The organism is Bacillus sp. XT-2 (assembly GCF_025696525.1).
Lineage (GTDB): Bacteria > Bacillota > Bacilli > Bacillales > Bacillaceae > Bacillus > Bacillus halotolerans.
Genome location: NZ_JAHVOC010000003.1, coordinates 413,721 through 430,423, shown reverse-complemented (window position 1 = coordinate 430,423; position 16,703 = coordinate 413,721). Strand labels below are relative to the sequence as shown.

Annotated in this window: 16 protein-coding genes and 1 pseudogene; 14 read left to right on the top strand and 3 right to left on the bottom strand. The window is 43.3% G+C overall.

The features are described from left to right. A partial coding sequence (locus tag KXD37_RS11870; RefSeq protein ID WP_263463508.1) for an IS3 family transposase occupies positions 1-138 on the top strand: 138 nt, incomplete at its 5' end. Positions 139-196: 58 nt separating this feature from the next. Here the strand turns inward: KXD37_RS11870 and KXD37_RS11865 are convergent. Together KXD37_RS11865 and KXD37_RS11860 are read right to left on the bottom strand one after the other, a co-directional pair. After that, positions 197-1,444: a nucleotidyltransferase gene (locus KXD37_RS11865; protein ID WP_188323713.1), complete on the bottom strand. Its 1,248-nt coding sequence runs from the start codon at positions 1,442-1,444 to the stop codon at positions 197-199. Next, a pseudogene (locus KXD37_RS11860) lies at positions 1,441-1,624 on the bottom strand (hypothetical protein). The gene KXD37_RS11865 and the pseudogene KXD37_RS11860 overlap by 4 nt, the downstream one beginning before the upstream one ends. Before the next feature lie 27 nt (positions 1,625-1,651). Between KXD37_RS11860 and KXD37_RS11855 the strand changes: the two are divergent. The 3 genes from KXD37_RS11855 to gerR all read left to right on the top strand — a co-directional run bounded on the left by KXD37_RS11855 (position 1,652) and on the right by gerR (position 3,096). After that, positions 1,652-2,170, top strand: a complete 519-nt coding sequence (locus KXD37_RS11855) for a YceD family protein (protein WP_024121301.1) — start codon at positions 1,652-1,654, stop codon at positions 2,168-2,170. A 21-nt stretch (positions 2,171-2,191) separates the two neighbouring features. Further along, positions 2,192-2,371: a 50S ribosomal protein L32 gene (gene rpmF, locus KXD37_RS11850; protein ID WP_003154457.1), complete on the top strand. Its 180-nt coding sequence runs from the start codon at positions 2,192-2,194 to the stop codon at positions 2,369-2,371. A 143-nt stretch (positions 2,372-2,514) separates the two neighbouring features. After that, entirely contained in the window at positions 2,515-3,096 is a 582-nt protein-coding gene (gene gerR, locus KXD37_RS11845; RefSeq protein WP_106020655.1) for a sporulation-specific transcriptional regulator GerR, read from the top strand. Positions 3,097-3,149: 53 nt separating this feature from the next. On the opposite strand, the gene KXD37_RS11840 is transcribed toward gerR, so the two are convergent. Continuing rightward, positions 3,150-3,632: an N-acetyltransferase gene (locus KXD37_RS11840; RefSeq protein ID WP_127695293.1), complete on the bottom strand. Its 483-nt coding sequence runs from the start codon at positions 3,630-3,632 to the stop codon at positions 3,150-3,152. Between the two features lie 160 nt (positions 3,633-3,792). On the opposite strand from KXD37_RS11840, the gene KXD37_RS11835 reads away from it, so the two are divergent. From KXD37_RS11835 to murD, 10 genes are all read left to right on the top strand, one after another. After that, on the top strand, positions 3,793-4,689 hold the full coding sequence (locus KXD37_RS11835) for a 2-dehydropantoate 2-reductase (protein WP_103671376.1): 897 nt from the start codon (positions 3,793-3,795) through the stop codon (positions 4,687-4,689). A gap of 70 nt (positions 4,690-4,759) precedes the next feature. Further along, positions 4,760-6,379 (top strand): bacillithiol biosynthesis cysteine-adding enzyme BshC, encoded by a 1,620-nt coding sequence (bshC, locus tag KXD37_RS11830; RefSeq protein WP_188323714.1) that lies wholly within the window; start codon positions 4,760-4,762, stop codon positions 6,377-6,379. 125 nt (positions 6,380-6,504) lie between these two features. Next, complete coding sequence (gene mraZ, locus KXD37_RS11825) at positions 6,505-6,936, top strand: division/cell wall cluster transcriptional repressor MraZ (RefSeq protein ID WP_003221402.1); 432 nt, start codon at positions 6,505-6,507, stop codon at positions 6,934-6,936. A 68-nt stretch (positions 6,937-7,004) separates the two neighbouring features. Continuing rightward, a complete protein-coding gene (gene rsmH, locus KXD37_RS11820; protein ID WP_044155985.1) occupies positions 7,005-7,940 on the top strand; it encodes a 16S rRNA (cytosine(1402)-N(4))-methyltransferase RsmH in 936 nt (311 codons plus the stop codon). Between the two features lie 39 nt (positions 7,941-7,979). Then, positions 7,980-8,333 carry a cell division protein FtsL gene (ftsL, locus tag KXD37_RS11815; RefSeq protein WP_003232200.1) on the top strand — a complete coding sequence of 118 codons (354 nt, stop codon included), beginning with the start codon at positions 7,980-7,982 and terminating at the stop codon, positions 8,331-8,333. Further along, positions 8,330-10,483 carry a penicillin-binding protein 2B gene (gene pbpB / locus KXD37_RS11810; RefSeq protein ID WP_188323715.1) on the top strand — a complete coding sequence of 718 codons (2,154 nt, stop codon included), beginning with the start codon at positions 8,330-8,332 and terminating at the stop codon, positions 10,481-10,483. Before ftsL ends, pbpB begins: the two co-directional genes overlap by 4 nt. Before the next feature lie 125 nt (positions 10,484-10,608). Further along, positions 10,609-12,549: a stage V sporulation protein D gene (locus tag KXD37_RS11805; protein ID WP_024121311.1), complete on the top strand. Its 1,941-nt coding sequence runs from the start codon at positions 10,609-10,611 to the stop codon at positions 12,547-12,549. Between the two features lie 174 nt (positions 12,550-12,723). Further along, the gene (locus KXD37_RS11800) at positions 12,724-14,208 is read left to right on the top strand and encodes a UDP-N-acetylmuramoyl-L-alanyl-D-glutamate--2,6-diaminopimelate ligase (protein WP_024121312.1); all 1,485 of its coding nucleotides are present in this window, start codon (positions 12,724-12,726) and stop codon (positions 14,206-14,208) included. Positions 14,209-14,319: 111 nt separating this feature from the next. Next, on the top strand, positions 14,320-15,294 hold the full coding sequence (gene mraY / locus KXD37_RS11795) for a phospho-N-acetylmuramoyl-pentapeptide-transferase (RefSeq protein WP_024121314.1): 975 nt from the start codon (positions 14,320-14,322) through the stop codon (positions 15,292-15,294). Further along, positions 15,295-16,650 carry a UDP-N-acetylmuramoyl-L-alanine--D-glutamate ligase gene (murD, locus tag KXD37_RS11790; RefSeq protein ID WP_059292826.1) on the top strand — a complete coding sequence of 452 codons (1,356 nt, stop codon included), beginning with the start codon at positions 15,295-15,297 and terminating at the stop codon, positions 16,648-16,650. It begins immediately after the preceding gene. Positions 16,651-16,703 lie beyond the last annotated feature (53 nt).

Genomic DNA, 16,703 nt, shown 5'->3' with positions numbered 1-16,703 from the left:
CTTAACAGCATTAATCGAACCACGACCGCCATCGTAGAACGCACTGTCAAAGAATACATTTATTATTATAACAACATTCGTATTCAAACGAAACTAAACAGCCAATCACCGATAAGCTATCGGCAATTGGCTGTATAAAAGGTGTTTTGATCCCTGTCTCAAAAACGGGGGTCAGTCCCCCTATCCAGGTGCTTTTTTATATGCTCAAAAAACGGTGTTCATCCTCGTCATATCGTATTGGGGCATGTCCGTATTCTTGTAAATCAAACTCGGTTCTAAGGGGTTCTTCTATCGCAAGGCTGTAGATTCTGCTTGCTTTAATATCCAGATCGAGAGCAGGGTGGGAAAAGGAGGCCAGCTTGCTGACAAGCGGAACGGACAGCTCCTTTTTCTTTTCTGATAAAAAGGCCTGTCCTTTTTTCGTCATCCCAAGTAGTCTGATATAAGGCACCTCCTCGACATTGAGCAGACGGTGAATCTCCTGTTTTTTCGTTCTCGTTAAAATGTGTGTACTCATCCGCTGAAGCCTCGTCCACGTATATCGCTTTGTTTTCAGAAACTCCATAAATTCCTGATAGGAGCTGGCTTTTCTGATTGAACGGAGGATTCTGTTCTCCAGCCCTTCCTCAACCTCGTATATTTGCTGTAATTCTAAGGCTGTGAGAGTCGAAAGACTATATTTCAAGTAAGAAAAATAGCTTTCTGGTGTATGCCACAGCCCGAAAGACTTGCGGTAATTCGCTAATTCCCGTGCAGCTGCTGCGGGAAGAAACGTAACGCAGTCTTCAAAAGGCTTTTCAATCAGGGCTTTTCTGATGCTGGTTGCGCTGGCGATATGGCTGTCTTCATCAGGAAGGTCGGCATCATGATAATCCGAGGAGATTCTCGATGTCGTATAGGGTTTCATTTCATATCCGCCGGAAAGAATCGATTTCACATAATTGTACCCCAAAATATTGTTCGGCTTCGACATATCAAGTCCGTTTTCTGTATGTAAAATCGATTTGAAGGCGATAGCAGCAGCTGATGGATAACTGGCACCCTTTTTAAGCTCTTCTTTGATACATTGATCAAACGAATCTTTATGCTCATCCATTACCTTTGCGGTTTCTAAAAACGGCTCAATCTGTCCGTTCTCACTCCCGAAAAACAGTGCCTCGCATCCCAGTTTGTTCAAAGTGGAGACGCTGCCGTGTGCAAAAATCTCCGCTTTTTGCACCGCGTAAAGATAAGGCAGTTCGATTACGAGGTCGACTCCGCTTTGAAGCGCCATTTTTGTGCGGGCCCATTTGGATACAACCGCAGGCTCCCCGCGCTGCAGAAAATGTCCGCTCATCACCGCAACAGCCGTGTCACATCCGGTTTGCCGCTTGGCTGTTTGGGCATGATAAAGATGGCCGTTATGAAAGGGATTATACTCAACCACCAATCCGACAGCTTTCATATTTTTTCCGCCTTTCTTGCTATGTTTAAAAACGTATGGTACATTTGCAATTGAAAACTCTTACGTCTTTTTTGATTTAAGTGTATGCATAGTATATTCAGCTGTCAACGATGCTTGGCTGGCAGCATTATGCTGTAAAGAAAAAATATTGACAAAAACATTCTTAAAAGCTATAATCATGTTTGTTGCTTTCCTGAGGTGATACAAATGAAATGGACGATTTATCAGTTGCATCAAATGAAAAAACCGAGTTTTGAGTTTGATGAGACAGTTGAGTTACATGAGCTGACAAAGCTGAATTCTGACATTCGCCGCATTTCTCCTGTAAGGGTGAAAGGCAGAGCGGATATCAAATCTAAGCAGGTTTCGTTTGATTTTACGATCTCAGGCGAAATGATTTTGCCATGCTCAAGAACACTCGTTGATGTTCCGTATCCATTTACAATTTCGACAAAAGAACTGTTTATATTTCATCAGACGGATGATATAGAAGATGATGACGTTCACACTGTTGAGGACGATACTATCGACTTAACTCCGATCGTGAAAGAAGAAATTCTTTTAGAAATCCCTATGCAAATCTTTTGTGAATCTGAACAAGAAAAAGGAGCTGCTCCTCAAGAAGGAAAGGACTGGCAAGTCATTTCAGAGGAAGACAAGAAGAACAAAGTCGATCCGAGACTTGCAGCCCTTGAAAAGCTCTTAAAACAAGATGATGAATCTTAACTCTTTAAGGAGGTGGGAATAATGGCTGTACCTTTTAGAAGAACTTCTAAAATGAAAAAAAGATTGCGCCGTACACATTTCAAACTTAATGTACCTGGTATGACAGAATGTCCGTCATGCGGAGAGATGAAATTGTCTCACCGTGTATGCAAAGCATGCGGATCATACAACGGCAAAGACATAAATGTAAAAAGTAACTAATAAGAAAAGCGCAGGGTGAAAACCCTGCGCTTTTTCTTTTTTTCTTCCTGTCAGCTTGAGAAAATTTGTGAGTGCAAATAGTCTATCTAATCTATTACCGGCATATGTATGAGATAAATAAGCTGACATGGAGGGAGATTGATTTGACCATTACAAGACAAGATGCTTGGACACAGGATGAGGATTTGCTGCTGGCAGAAGTAGTGCTTCGTCATATTCGCGAGGGCGGAACACAGCTTTCTGCCTTTGAGGAGGTCGGAAGGGCACTGACCAGAACAGCCGCTGCCTGCGGATTCAGGTGGAACTCTTATGTGAGAAAGCAATACCAATCAGGCATAGAACTGGCAAAAAAACAGCGGAAAGAACTAAGGAAACAAATCGGGGTTCATTCCGTCAATATGCCGAATTCCGTCAAGCAGGCTGCCCCGGCTGCTTCAGAGGGGAAAAGAGATTTGTCCATTCAGGATGTGATTGAGTTTCTCGAACAGTTTAAAGAAGCGCCGTCCGCGCAAGAATTCCACTTTGAAAAGGAAAAAATGAAGGAGCAAATTCAGTCGCTGCAAAAAGAACTTGAGGATTTACGGAGTGAAAACCAAACATTGAGAAACCAGCTGGAGATGACAGAAGAGGACTACAAGGCACTGATCGATATAATGGATCGAGCCAGAAAAATGGTTGTTTCGAAAGAAGACGGGAGACTGAAAAAAACAGCTCAAGAAACGTAATGAACCATCAAATGAACCGGCCCTAGGATCATCAAAGGCCGGTTGTTTCATTTCTATGCTGATTCACCCGGTGTCATTTCGCCATCCATATCCGGATGCCAGATGAGCGGGTTTTCCCCTTTGTCCCGCGCCATGTCATATTTGACTGGTTCAAAGTTCATTTTACTAAAAAACTCTGCTGATTTAATCCGAGAATTTGTTCGAATCGGCATTCTGAATGATTTGGCGAATTCAACCAATGCTGTACCGTAGCCCCTGTTTTGATAACCTGGAAGGACCTCAAGCTTCCAAAGCTCTAAGTAATCCTGATGTTGGTCGAAGTAAGGATTTGATTTGCCATTGACTTGATACAGACTCATTCGCGCTACCAGTTTATCCCCGAAATAAATCCCATAAAAAGGCGAAGTGCTGTCATTTTCAATGATATTATCTTGAAGATCTTCAAGCATTGAGAGCTCTTGTATACCGTATTCTTTGAATTTCTTGAATTCATCAAGCGTTTTATAGTTGACGAGCAGACGTTCTACTTTAATCAAACCAATCTCCCCCTTTGTTGTTCTCTACATATATTGTAAACGCTTTATTTAAAAAATCCAAATATTTAAACTTTAATTTAAGTGTTTTGAAATCTCTGTGAAGTATTTTTTTCATACTTCTGCTATGATAATACGTAAATGTTAAATTGGGTGTGACATCATGAAAATTGGAATTATCGGCGGGGGCTCCGTCGGTCTTTTATGTGCCTATTATTTATCTTTGGATCATGAGGTGACTGTTTTGACAAGGCGGGATGAACAGGCTGCAGCGATTCAATCGGAAGGGATTCAGCTTTATAAAGCCGGAAAAGCGTTCAATGCTCATTGCAGCGCGGGCACAGCTATTGATTCATGTTTTGACCTTCTTGTCGTGACAGTGAAACAGCATCAGCTTCAGACTGTTTTCCCGATGCTTGAACGAATCAAAAAAACAAATATTTTATTTTTGCAAAACGGTATGGGCCATATACACGGCCTTAAAGACTGGGGTGCTGACCATTCCGTTTATGTTGGGGTTGTTGAGCACGGTGCTGTAAGGAAATCGGATACAGCCGTTGAACATACAGGCATTGGTGCGATAAAATGGAGCGCGTTCAAGCAAGCTGAACCAGATCTCCTGAACGCGGTGCTTCAGCATAACCATTCCGAATTCCCAATTCGCTATGAGATGGATTGGTATCGCCTGCTGACGGGCAAGCTGATCGTAAACGCCTGCATCAATCCGTTAACTGCGCTTCTGCGTGTGAAAAATGGAGAGCTGTTGACTGTGCCTGCTTATTTTTCTTATATGAAGCTCGTTTTTCAAGAGGCGTGCAGCATTTTGCGGCTGGAAGATGAAGAGGCGGCCTGGGAGCGTGTACGTGCAGTTTGTGAGCAAACGAAAGACAATCGCTCTTCCATGCTGGTCGATGTGGCCGCCGGACGGCAGACGGAGGCTGACGCCATCCTCGGATATTTGCTGAAAGAAGCACAGCTTCAAGGCCGCGACGCTGTTCACCTTGCGTTTTTACATGGCAGCATCAAAGCTTTGGAGCGAAACCCAAACAAAGTCTTTTGAGCTTTTCTGGTAACATGCTATACTCGTTTCGGATAACTAACTATTTATTGGAGAAAGGAAGTTCTAGAAGATGCAGCTAACTGAACTTTCCATCAAAAATCAGAATGTGTTTGTACAGCACTATATAGATGGTAAAGAAGAAATGTCTTCTTTTTTTGATTACAGCATTCATCATAAGGATATGTGGCAAGAAAGACTGAAAGATTTATCCTCGCGGGTTTTCGCAAGAGAGGAATTGACAGCCTATTTATCCTCTTATCACAACAAATTCGGCTCAAGTGCCATGCAGCATTCTATTGAGAAGCTGAAGGATCCGTCAAGTGTTGCTGTTGTCGGCGGACAGCAGGCAGGGCTTTTAACAGGACCGCTTTACACCATACATAAAATCATCTCAATTATTGTTTTAGCAAAGGAAAAGGAAGAACAGCTGCAAGTGCCTGTTGTACCGATCTTTTGGGTTGCCGGAGAAGACCATGATTTGGATGAAATTAATTTTGTCCACACGTCAGAAGAAAGCGGTCCGGTGAAAAAAAAGCTACCGCAGTCTTACTGGAAAAAGTCATCTGCCGCCAACACACCGCTTGACCAAGACAAATGCGCCGCATGGATAGACGATGTGTTTGCGGCTTTTGAAGAAACAGACCATACGAACACACTTCTAGAACATGTGAAACGATGTTTAAGGGAATCTGTTACGTTTACTGATTTCTTTGAACAGCTGATTGCGGATCTGTTTCAAGAGGAAGGCTTAGTATTGTTAAATTCAGGAGACCCGGGAATTAAAAAGCTGGAAACCGCCATGTTCCAAAAGATCCTCCGTGACAATGATGAACTTGCACACGCTGTTTCTAAACAGCAGGACTTCATGCGCGGAGCGGGCTACAAGCCGATTATCGAGTCTGGAAAAGAGCAGGCAAATCTGTTTTATGAATATGAAGAGGAACGCTTTTTAATTGAGAAGGACAACGGCCGCTTTGTGATTAAGGAGCTTGATCTGGCATGGTCGATGGATGAACTTTATACGCATATAGAAGAACATCCTGAACGCTTCAGCAATAATGTTGTAACGAGACCGTTAATGCAGGAATTTTTGATTCCTACCTTGGCATTTATCGCGGGCCCCGGTGAAATCAACTATTGGGGTGAGCTCAAACAGGCTTTTGCAGCGATGGGCTTTAAAATGCCTCCTGTTATGCCGAGGCTGAACATCACGATAGTCGAGCGCCATATTGAGAAAAAACTGGTTGAACGAAAGATATCATTACAAGAGGCGATAGAAGGCGGGACGGAAAACCAAAAAGAAAAATACTTTGAACACCAGATTCCAGAAGAGTTTACCGCGGTGATTGAGCAAGCAAAAAACCAGATTGAAGCAATTCATAAAACCGTCCGGCAGGAGGCGCTTAAGGTTGATCAGAGCATGGAGCCTTTGCTCCTGAAGAACGCGGCGTTTATTCAGGACCAGCTTCAGTTTTTAGAGCGTACAGTGACAAAACGAATTGAAGAAAAAGAAGGCTATGTCTTAAGGGATTATGAGAGAATCCAAAATAGCATTAAACCGCTGCTCGCACCGCAAGAGCGAATTTGGAATATCATGTATTATTTAAACAGGTACGGTCCAAAATTCTTCACATCATTCAAGAATCTGCCATTTTCTTTTCAAAATCAACATCAAGTTGTCAAACTTTAAAATAAAGTTTTAAAGAACCCTGAATAGTTCAGGGTTTTTTTTTATGTATAAACAGTGTAAAATGAAGTTGTGGAGAGAAGTGGTGGATAGTGGTGAGTTAAGGAGAGAAAGTGGGGCAAAAGATCATGTTTATGGGTGAATACCAGCATACAATCGATGCGAAAGGCCGCATGATCGTACCCGCTAAATTCAGAGAAGGCCTCGGTGAGCAGTTTGTGCTGACAAGAGGACTTGATCAATGTCTCTTCGGCTACCCTATGCACGAGTGGAAACAGATTGAAGAAAAACTAAAAGCTCTTCCTCTCACAAAAAAAGATGCCCGCGCATTTACCCGTTTTTTCTTTTCAGGTGCGACAGAATGCGAACTGGACAAACAGGGCAGGGTGAATATCGCATCATCTCTATTGAATTACGCAAAACTGGAAAAAGAATGTGTTGTTATCGGGGTTTCGAATCGAATTGAATTGTGGAGTAAAGTAATTTGGGAACAATACACAGAAGAGCAAGAAGATTCATTCGCTGAAATTGCTGAAAACATGATTGGGTTTGATATATAATGAATCTTCGTGTATAACACTCTAAAAACAATTTCAATTCATCCTGATAAAAGGTGGGACCAACACAAATGTTTCAACACAAGACAGTACTTCTTCGTGAAACCGTTGACGGCCTAAATATTAAACCGGACGGTACATATGTAGACTGCACACTCGGCGGAGCTGGGCACAGTACATATTTATTACAGCAGTTATCAGAGAAAGGGCGTTTAATCGCTTTTGACCAAGATGACACGGCATTACAGCATGCAGAAGAAGCGTTGTCCGATTATCAAGGACAGCTTATTCTGATTAAAAGCAACTTTAGGTATTTAAAAGAATGTTTACATGAACACGGCATTACTGAAGTAGACGGTATTTTATTTGATTTAGGGGTGTCTTCCCCGCAGCTGGATACACCGGAAAGAGGATTCAGTTACCATCATGACGCACCTTTGGACATGAGGATGGACCAGTCGGCCACGCTTACGGCGAAAGAGGTCGTAAATGAGTGGCGCTATGAGGATCTTGTCCGTATTTTCTTTAAATACGGTGAAGAGAAGTTCAGCAAACAGATCGCCAGAAAAATTGAGGAGGCAAGAAGCAAATCTCCTATTCAAACTACGGGCCAACTGGTCGATCTAATAAAAGACGCGATTCCCGCTCCGGCCAGAAGGAGCGGAGGACATCCCGCAAAACGCGTGTTTCAGGCAATCAGAATTGCTGTGAACGATGAACTGAAGGTTTTTGAAGAGGCTTTGGAGCAAGCAATTGACGTGTTAAAGCCGGGGGGCAGGGTATCAGTGATTACCTTCCACTCACTTGAGGACAGAATTTGTAAATCTACGTTTAAAGAGAAGTCGTCACTTCCGGAACTTCCTCCGGGTCTTCCTGTTATACCGGAAGAGTTTGAACCGGAGCTCAAGCTTATCACAAGAAAACCGATCACGGCATCTGAAGAAGAGTTGGCAGAAAACAATCGTGCTCGTTCTGCGAAGCTTCGAATTGCTGAAAAAAGAAAATAACAATACGCGAACGCAAACTTAAAAGGAGGTCATCAGCCTATGAGCAATTTAGCTTATCAACCAGAGAAACAGCAACGGCATGCGATCAGTCCTGAGAAAAAAGTGATTGTCAAGAAAAGGGCTTCCATTACACTCGGAGAAAAGGTGCTTCTCGTCCTCTTCGCTGCGGCAGTGCTGAGCGTATCGCTTTTGATCGTATCGAAGGCATATGCGGCTTACCAAACAAATATAGAGGTGCAAAAGCTTGAGGAGCAAATTTCTTCCGAAAACAAGCAGATTGGTGACCTCGAAAAAAGCGTTGCTGATTTAAGCAAGCCGCAGCGCATTATGGATATTGCGAAAAAGAACGGCTTGAATTTAAAAGATAAAAAAGTGAAAAACATACAGGAATGATTCAAATGCCAAAAAAGAATAAATTTATGAACAGAGGAGCGGCGATTCTAAGTATTTGTTTCGCTCTCTTTTTCTTTGTCATCCTTGGGAGAATGGCATATATTCAAATAACCGGAAAAGCCGACGGTGAAGTGCTTGCGACAAAAGCGACAGAGCAGCATGAAAAGAAACGGACAATCGAAGCGAGCCGGGGCTCCATTTTAGACAGAAATGGAAAAGTGATTGCTGAGGATACAGCTACGTATAAGCTGATCGCTGTTCTTGATGAAAAAATGACAACTGACAAAAAGCATCCGCAGCATGTCCAGAACAAGGAAAAAACAGCGGAAGAACTGTCTAAAGTGATAGATTTGGACAAGGCTGAAATCCTTGATATCTTAAATAAGAAGGGTGCAAAACAAGTTGAGTTCGGATCAGCAGGCCGGGATATTACCTATTCCCAAAAACAGAAAATCGAAAAGCTGAAACTTCCGGGAATTTCATTTTTGCGTGATACAAAGCGGTACTATCCGAACGGCATATTTGCGTCCAACTTAATCGGCTATGCCGAGGTTGACCAAAAAACAAATGAAATTACGGGCGCGATGGGCTTAGAAAAAGTGCTGGATCAGTATTTGAAGGAGCGGGATGGATACGTAACATATGAAAGTGACAAATCCGGCTGGGAGCTCCCGAACAGCAAAAATAAAATTACAGCGCCAAAAAATGGTGACAATGTATATTTAACCATTGATCAGAAAATTCAAACCTTTTTAGAAGACAGTATGACAAAAGTGGTGGAAAAGTATAAACCGAAAAAAGTCATGGCCGCAGTTGTTGATCCGAAAACGGGCAAAGTGTTAGCAATGGGTCAGCGTCCAAGCTTTGACCCGAATATGCGCGATGTGACGAACTACTATAATGATTTAATTTCATATGCGTATGAGCCTGGATCAACGATGAAAATTTTTACACTTGCTGCTGCCATACAGGAGAATGTGTATAACGGCAATGAAAAGTACAAGTCCGGAACATATAAAGTTGGCGGAGAACCTGTAAAAGACCATAATGATGGTGTAGGCTGGGGGCCAACAACATATCATGACGGTGTTGTAAGGTCTTCAAATGTTGCTTTTGCCAAACTGGCTAATGAAAAATTGGGCTATTCCCGGTTTAATGAGTATCTTCATAAGTTCAATTTCTATCAAAAAACAGGCATTGACTTGCCGGGTGAAGCATCAAGTAAAATCAATTTTAAATATGAATTTGACAAAGCATCGACTGCATATGGCCAAGCCTCTGCTGTTACACCAATTCAACAGCTGCAGGCTGCAACTGCGATAGCAAATGACGGTAAAATGATGAAACCCTATGTCATAGACCATATTGTTGACCCTGACAAGAAAAAAAACATTTATCAAAATAAACCTCAGTCCGCCGGTACCCCAATTTCTGCGGATACCGCTAAAAAGGTTCGTAATATTTTAGGTGATGTCGTTACCTCTGATATTGGTACTGGACAGCCATATAAAATTGAAGGTTTTGATGTGGCTGTTAAAACCGGAACAGCGCAAATTGCCGGACAAAACGGTTATCTATCTGGACGCGATAATTACGTATTTTCTGTCATGGGAATGGCGCCTAAAGATGATCCTGAGCTGCTGATCTATGTTGCAGTGCAGCAGCCGCAATTAGAAAATGATGAAACAGGTTCTAATCCAGTATCTGAAATTTTCAATCCGACAATGAAAAACAGTTTGCATTATCTGAACATTGAACCGACTGAAACGTCTGATTCAAATAAGGAAGAAACGAAAGCGCAGGCGATGCCTGACTTAACAGATCAAACTGTAACAGGTGCTCAAAAGAAAGCGAAAGACGAAAACCTCACACCGATTGTGATCGGAAGTGATATTGCAGTAAAAGAGCAATATCCAAAAGCGGGTGAGGAAGTTTTGACCAATCAGAAGGTTTTCCTGAAAACGGGGGGCAAAATTAAAATGCCTGATATGACAGGCTGGTCGAGAAGAGAGGTTCTTCAATACGGCGATTTGGCAGGAATTCATATTGAAGTGAGCGGACAAGGTTACGCTGTGAGCCAAAGCGTTAAGAAGGACAAAGAAATAAAAGACGGAACTGTGATTAAGGTGAAGTTTAAGAATCCTGATTAAATAGAAAGAAAGCTTACCCCGTCGGGTGAGCTTTCTTTTTTTATATCTCCAAAGAGGAGCACCGTTCTACCTGTCCATACGCAGGCATAAAATGAAACAAGCCTAAATAAGGAGTGAACGGTGCCTTGCGCGTCTCGAATGTAACGGTTAGAAAACGTTTATTATTTGTTTTGCTTTTTGGAGTGATCGTATTTCTGATCATTGATACAAGGCTGGGGTATGTTCAGTTTGTCATGGGAGAGAAACTGACTTCTCTGGCGAAGGATTCTTGGAGCCGGAACCTGCCGTTTGAGCCGGAACGGGGAGAGATCCTTGATCGGAACGGCGTTAAGCTTGCCACAAATAAAAGTGCACCGACCGTATTTGTCGTGCCGCGCCAAGTCCAGAATCCGCTGAAAACGAGCAAACAGCTGGCTGCGGTATTAAATATGTCTGAAGAAAAAGTATATAAGCACGTTACGAAAAAAGCATCGATAGAAAAGATTACGCCAGAAGGGAGAAAAATTTCAAATGAGAAGGCAAAAGAAATCAAAGCGCTCGATTTAAAAGGGGTGTATGTAGCGGAGGATAGTATCCGCCATTATCCGTTCGGCAGCTTTTTATCTCATGTGCTTGGGTTTGCCGGTATTGATAACCAAGGACTTCTTGGGCTTGAAGCCTATTATGATGATGATTTAAAAGGAGAAAAAGGCTCTGTTAAGTTTTATACAGATGCCAAAGGGAAGAAAATGCCCGATGAAGCGGATGACTACACGCCTCCTAAGGATGGACTCGATATGAAGCTGACTGTGGATTCGAAGGTGCAAACCATAATGGAACGAGAGCTTGATAATGCTGAAGCTAAATATCATCCAGACGGTATGATTGCAGTCGCAATGAATCCGAAAAACGGAGAAATACTTGGAATGGCAAGCAGACCTGACTTTGATCCGGCTGATTACCAATCTGTTGACCCGTCCGTTTACAATCGGAATCTCCCTGTATGGAGCACATACGAGCCGGGTTCTACCTTTAAGATTATTACACTTGCGGCGGCTCTGGAGGAGCAGAAAGTCAACCTGAAACGTGACCAATTTTATGATAAAGGGCATGCAGAAGTAGACGGAGCAAGACTGCGCTGTTGGAAAAGGGGCGGCCACGGGCTGCAAACGTACCTTGAAGTTGTGCAAAACTCCTGTAACCCCGGCTTCGTTGAATTGGGCGAGAGATTGGGCAAAGAAAAGCTATTCAAATATATAAAAGGCTTTGGATTTGGCCAAAAAACCGGGATTGACCTGCAGGGGGAAGGAACAGGGATTTTATTTCCGCTTGACAGAGTAGGCCCGGTTGAGCAAGCGACAACCGCCTTCGGACAGGGGGTATCCGTCACGCCGATTCAGCAGGTTGCAGCCGTTTCTGCCGCTGTTAACGGCGGCACGCTCTACACACCTTATATAGCAAAAGAGTGGCTTGATCCGGTCACCAAAAAAACTGTCAAAAAACAATCGCCAATCGCCAAGAAACAAGTCATTTCTAAGGAAACATCAAAACAAATCCGCTATGCTTTAGAAAGCGTCGTTGCAGAAGGCACCGGACGCAATGCGTTTGTCGAAGGCTATCGTGTCGGCGGAAAAACAGGAACAGCACAAAAGGTTAAAGATGGAAAATACCTCGAAAACAACCACATTGTATCATTTATCGGTTTCGCTCCGGCTGACGACCCGAGTCTTGTCGTCTATGTCGCGGTGGATAACCCGAAAGGCACGATTCAGTTTGGCGGAACCGTTGCAGCGCCTATTGTGGGAAGTATTATGAGAGACAGCCTGCCGGAGCTTGGTGTTAAGCCTAGGAAAAATCAAATCGAAAAAAAATACCAATGGAACGACACAAAAACAATAGAAGTTCCGAATGTTGTAGGGATGTCTGTCTCAGATCTTGAGTCACTCTTGGTGAATCTGAATATAGATGCTTCCGGAAAAGGAAGCAAAATCGTCAAACAATCACCAGCTGCAGGAACAAAAGTAAAAGAGGGCTCTAAGATACGTGTTTATTTGACTGAAGAAGATGAAAAGGAGGCAGCCGATTGATTCGGGCTGCCTATTATTTTATTGCAGAAAAATGCTGATATCTTTCAAGATTAGCTGGATGTATCCTTTTTTTTACGCTAAAATATGAACTGTATGCTTAAAAGTCATTATCACATCATTTGATGTGACTTCAATGATAAAAAGAACGAATAGAATGTTGAGAGGTTTGATACGATGAAACTTACAAAGCTGCTTACATACTTAACAACCGAACCTTCTGTAAATGACTCACAAGACCCTGAAATAACTTCAATTGAGATGGACTCCAGGGAAGTAAAGAAAGGGAGTCTTTTTGTATGTGTAAAAGGGTATACGGTAGATGGCCATGATTTTGCGCAAAAAGCAGTTGAAAACGGCGCAGCGGCTATTGTGGCTGAAAAGGAGCTCGATGTGGATGTGCCTGTCATCATTGTCCGGCAGTCACTGCGGGCGCTCAGCGTTTTGTCTGATGCGTTTTACGGACAGCCGACAAAGAAACTGCAGCTGATCGGAATAACGGGCACAAACGGAAAAACATCAACGACCCATATGGTTGATGAGATTCTCAAAAAAGCGGGGAAACGAACAGGCTTAATCGGCACGATGTACATTAAAATCGATGACGAAACACTTCCTGTTAAAAACACGACACCGGAAAGCGTCACGTTGCAGCAAACATTTAAAAAAATGAATGACAAGCATGTCGACACGGCCATCATGGAGGTTTCTTCTCACGCTTTGTCACTGGGACGGGTTCACGGCTGTGATTATGACATTGCCGTGTTTACGAACTTAACACAGGATCACCTTGACTATCACAAAACGATGGATGAGTACCGACAGGCAAAAAGCCTGCTGTTTTCTCAGCTTGGCGGGGCATTCAACCATGAAAATCCAAAACGGGCTGTTTTAAACGCGGATGATGAGGCAAGCGCTTATTTTGAAAAGGTGACTGCGGCACATATTTCTACATATGGAATTAAAAACAATGCTGATGTAATGGCGAAAGATATCAAAACTACTGCACAGGGCACAAGTTTTGAACTGGTGACGAACAAAGGCACTAAGCACATCACGATGTCGCTCGTTGGACAGTTTAACGTGTATAACGTGCTCGCGGCTGTTACGACATGTATTGCGGCAGGCATTCCGTTTGAAACCATCACAGAAGCCGTGGAAGAATTGCATGGCGTAAGAGGCCGTTTTGAACTGGTTAATCAGCAGCAGGAATTTCCGGTTATTGTTGATTACGCGCATACGCCGGACAGCCTTGAAAACGTGCTGAAGACATGCAGAGACATGGCGGAAGGAAAGCTTTTTGTTGTTGTCGGCTGCGGCGGAGACAGAGATAAGACGAAACGCCCGAAAATGGCGAAAATCGCTGTTGAGCTGGCTGACGAACCGATTTTCACGTCAGATAATCCAAGAAGCGAAGATCCGCGTGCCATTTTAAGAGATATGGAAGCAGGGGTAGAGAACGAATACTACCACAGCATTGCAAATCGCGAGCAGGCGATCTTCTTTGCCATTGCCAACGCCAAAAAAGGCGACGTTGTCCTCATTGCCGGGAAAGGCCATGAAACCTATCAGCAGATTGGGAACGAAACCTTTGACTTTGACGATGCTGAAGTGGCAGCAAGAGCGATTGTCGAACTGAATAAAAATAAGACGAATTCATAGGAAAGAGATGTTATTGAATGATGGAGCTTGAAAAGATTTTTCATATGGAAAAAAATCATGAATATGATAACTACGTATGTCGTTTGAAAGAAACAGGAGGAGAAAAGGACAATGCTTGAGCAAGTCATTCTGTTTACAATTTTAATGGGTTTTTTAATCAGTGTTCTGCTCTCTCCGATTCTTATTCCGTTTTTAAGAAGATTAAAATTCGGCCAGAGTATTAGAGAAGAAGGACCGAAATCACACCAGAAAAAATCAGGGACACCGACAATGGGCGGAGTCATGATCATACTGTCTATCATTGTGACAACTATTGTGATGACACAGAAGTTTTCAGAAATAAGTCCGGAAATGTTCCTGCTGCTGTTTGTCACGATCGGTTACGGTTTACTCGGCTTTTTGGATGATTACATCAAAGTCGTAATGAAACGAAATCTTGGTCTGACGTCAAAGCAAAAACTGATCGGACAAATTATCATCGCAATTGTGTTTTATGCGGTGTATCATTACTACAATTTTGCGACGGATATCCGCATTCCTGGGACTGATCTGTCATTTGATCTTGGATGGGCTTACTTTATCCTTGTGCTATTTATGCTTGTCGGTGGATCAAACGCCGTCAACCTGACTGACGGTCTTGACGGTTTATTATCAGGGACGGCAGCTATTGCTTTTGGCGCCTTTGCCATCCTGGCTTGGAATCAATCCCAATATGATGTTGCTATTTTCTCAGTCGCGGTTGTCGGAGCGGTGCTGGGCTTCCTGGTATTCAATGCGCATCCAGCCAAAGTGTTTATGGGAGATACAGGATCACTTGCATTGGGAGGAGCAATCGTCACCATTGCCATTTTAACGAAATTAGAAATCCTGCTGGTCATTATCGGCGGTGTATTCGTCATTGAGACATTATCCGTTATTCTGCAGGTCATCAGCTTTAAAACGACAGGTAAACGAATCTTTAAAATGAGTCCGCTTCACCACCATTATGAGCTTGTCGGGTGGTCTGAATGGAGAGTTGTTGTAACATTTTGGGCTGCGGGACTTTTGCTTGCCGTATTAGGAATTTACATCGAGGTGTGGTTATAAGTGGAAAACGATCTATTTTTGCAAAATCAGCATTTTTTAGTCCTTGGGCTCGCGAAAAGCGGGTTTGCGGCGGCGTCTATTCTTCATGAAAAAGGTGTTTATGTTACAGTCAACGACCAAAAGCCTTTTGATGAGAACGAACCAGCCCAGAAACTTTCTGAAAAAGGGGTCGAAGTTGTCTGCGGAGAGCACCCTGTTTCTCTGTTCGATCAGCATCAGATTACTGTACTGATCAAAAACCCGGGAATTCCATATGAAAATATTATGGTTCAGGAAGCAGAAAAAAGAGGCATCCCGATTTGGACAGAAATTGAGCTTGCCTACCATCTGACTAATGCCAAATTTATCGGGATTACCGGATCGAATGGAAAAACGACAACGACAACGCTGATTTATGAAATGCTGAAGGCAGACTCTCAAAAGGCGCTGATCGCCGGAAACATCGGTACAGTCGCAAGTGAGGTTGCCTATCACGCTGATGGAGATGAATGGATCGTAACGGAACTTTCGTCATTTCAGCTGATGGGAACGCACGACTTCAGGCCTGAAATCAGCCTGATTTTAAACGTGTTTGATGCCCACCTGGATTATCATCATACGAGAGAAAACTATGAAAAAGCCAAACAGAAAGTGTATCTGCATCAGAAAGCTTCAGATAAAGCAATTGTCAATCAGGATGATGAAACAGTCGTCCGCCTGGCTGAAGCCGGAGAAGCCGGAATTGTTCCTTTTTCAGTACGCAAACAGCTTGAACACGGCGCTTATGTAAAAGACGGCATGATTATGTACAGCGGCGAAGCTATTCTTCCTCTGGAAGAGGTTGTGCTGCCAGGTGCGCATAATCTGGAGAACATTTTAGCCGCGATTGCGGCAGTGAAAACGGCTGGAGCGTCCAACGAGGCCATCAAAAAAGTGCTGACAAGCTTTACCGGCGTCAAGCACCGTCTCCAGTATGTCACAACGGTGAAGAACCGTAAGTTTTATAATGACAGCAAAGCAACAAACGTTTTGGCGACAAGCAAGGCGCTTTCGGCTTTTGAAAAACCTGTCATCCTGCTTGCAGGCGGACTGGATCGCGGAAACGGCTTTGACGACTTAAAGCCTTACATGAAGCATGTCAAAGCGGTGCTTACATTCGGACAGACAGCACCGAAACTCGAACAGCTCGGAAATGAGCTGGGAATACAACATGTCAAACGTGTCGATAATGTTGAACAAGCAGTATCTGCGGCGTTTGCGCTCTCAAATGAAGGAGATGTCATTCTGCTCTCACCTGCGTGTGCGAGCTGGGATCAATTCAAAACATTTGAAGAACGCGGTGACATGTTTATAGACGCCGTGCATATGCTTAAGTAAGGGCTTGTCTTGGAGAAATCGGCAGCCCTAATGACTTTAAGCTTGGGGTGTCG

Coding starts and splice junctions, on each gene's coding strand:
- KXD37_RS11800 (WP_024121312.1), top strand. CDS start 12,724: ATGAAACTTACAAAGCTGCTTACATACTTAACAACCGAACCTTCTGTA.
- KXD37_RS11865 (WP_188323713.1), bottom strand. CDS start 1,444: ATGAAAGCTGTCGGATTGGTGGTTGAGTATAATCCCTTTCATAACGGC.
- mraY (WP_024121314.1), top strand. CDS start 14,320: ATGCTTGAGCAAGTCATTCTGTTTACAATTTTAATGGGTTTTTTAATC.
- KXD37_RS11855 (WP_024121301.1), top strand. CDS start 1,652: ATGAAATGGACGATTTATCAGTTGCATCAAATGAAAAAACCGAGTTTT.
- rpmF (WP_003154457.1), top strand. CDS start 2,192: ATGGCTGTACCTTTTAGAAGAACTTCTAAAATGAAAAAAAGATTGCGC.
- rsmH (WP_044155985.1), top strand. CDS start 7,005: ATGTTTCAACACAAGACAGTACTTCTTCGTGAAACCGTTGACGGCCTA.
- KXD37_RS11835 (WP_103671376.1), top strand. CDS start 3,793: ATGAAAATTGGAATTATCGGCGGGGGCTCCGTCGGTCTTTTATGTGCC.
- mraZ (WP_003221402.1), top strand. CDS start 6,505: ATGTTTATGGGTGAATACCAGCATACAATCGATGCGAAAGGCCGCATG.
- ftsL (WP_003232200.1), top strand. CDS start 7,980: ATGAGCAATTTAGCTTATCAACCAGAGAAACAGCAACGGCATGCGATC.
- bshC (WP_188323714.1), top strand. CDS start 4,760: ATGCAGCTAACTGAACTTTCCATCAAAAATCAGAATGTGTTTGTACAG.
- pbpB (WP_188323715.1), top strand. CDS start 8,330: ATGATTCAAATGCCAAAAAAGAATAAATTTATGAACAGAGGAGCGGCG.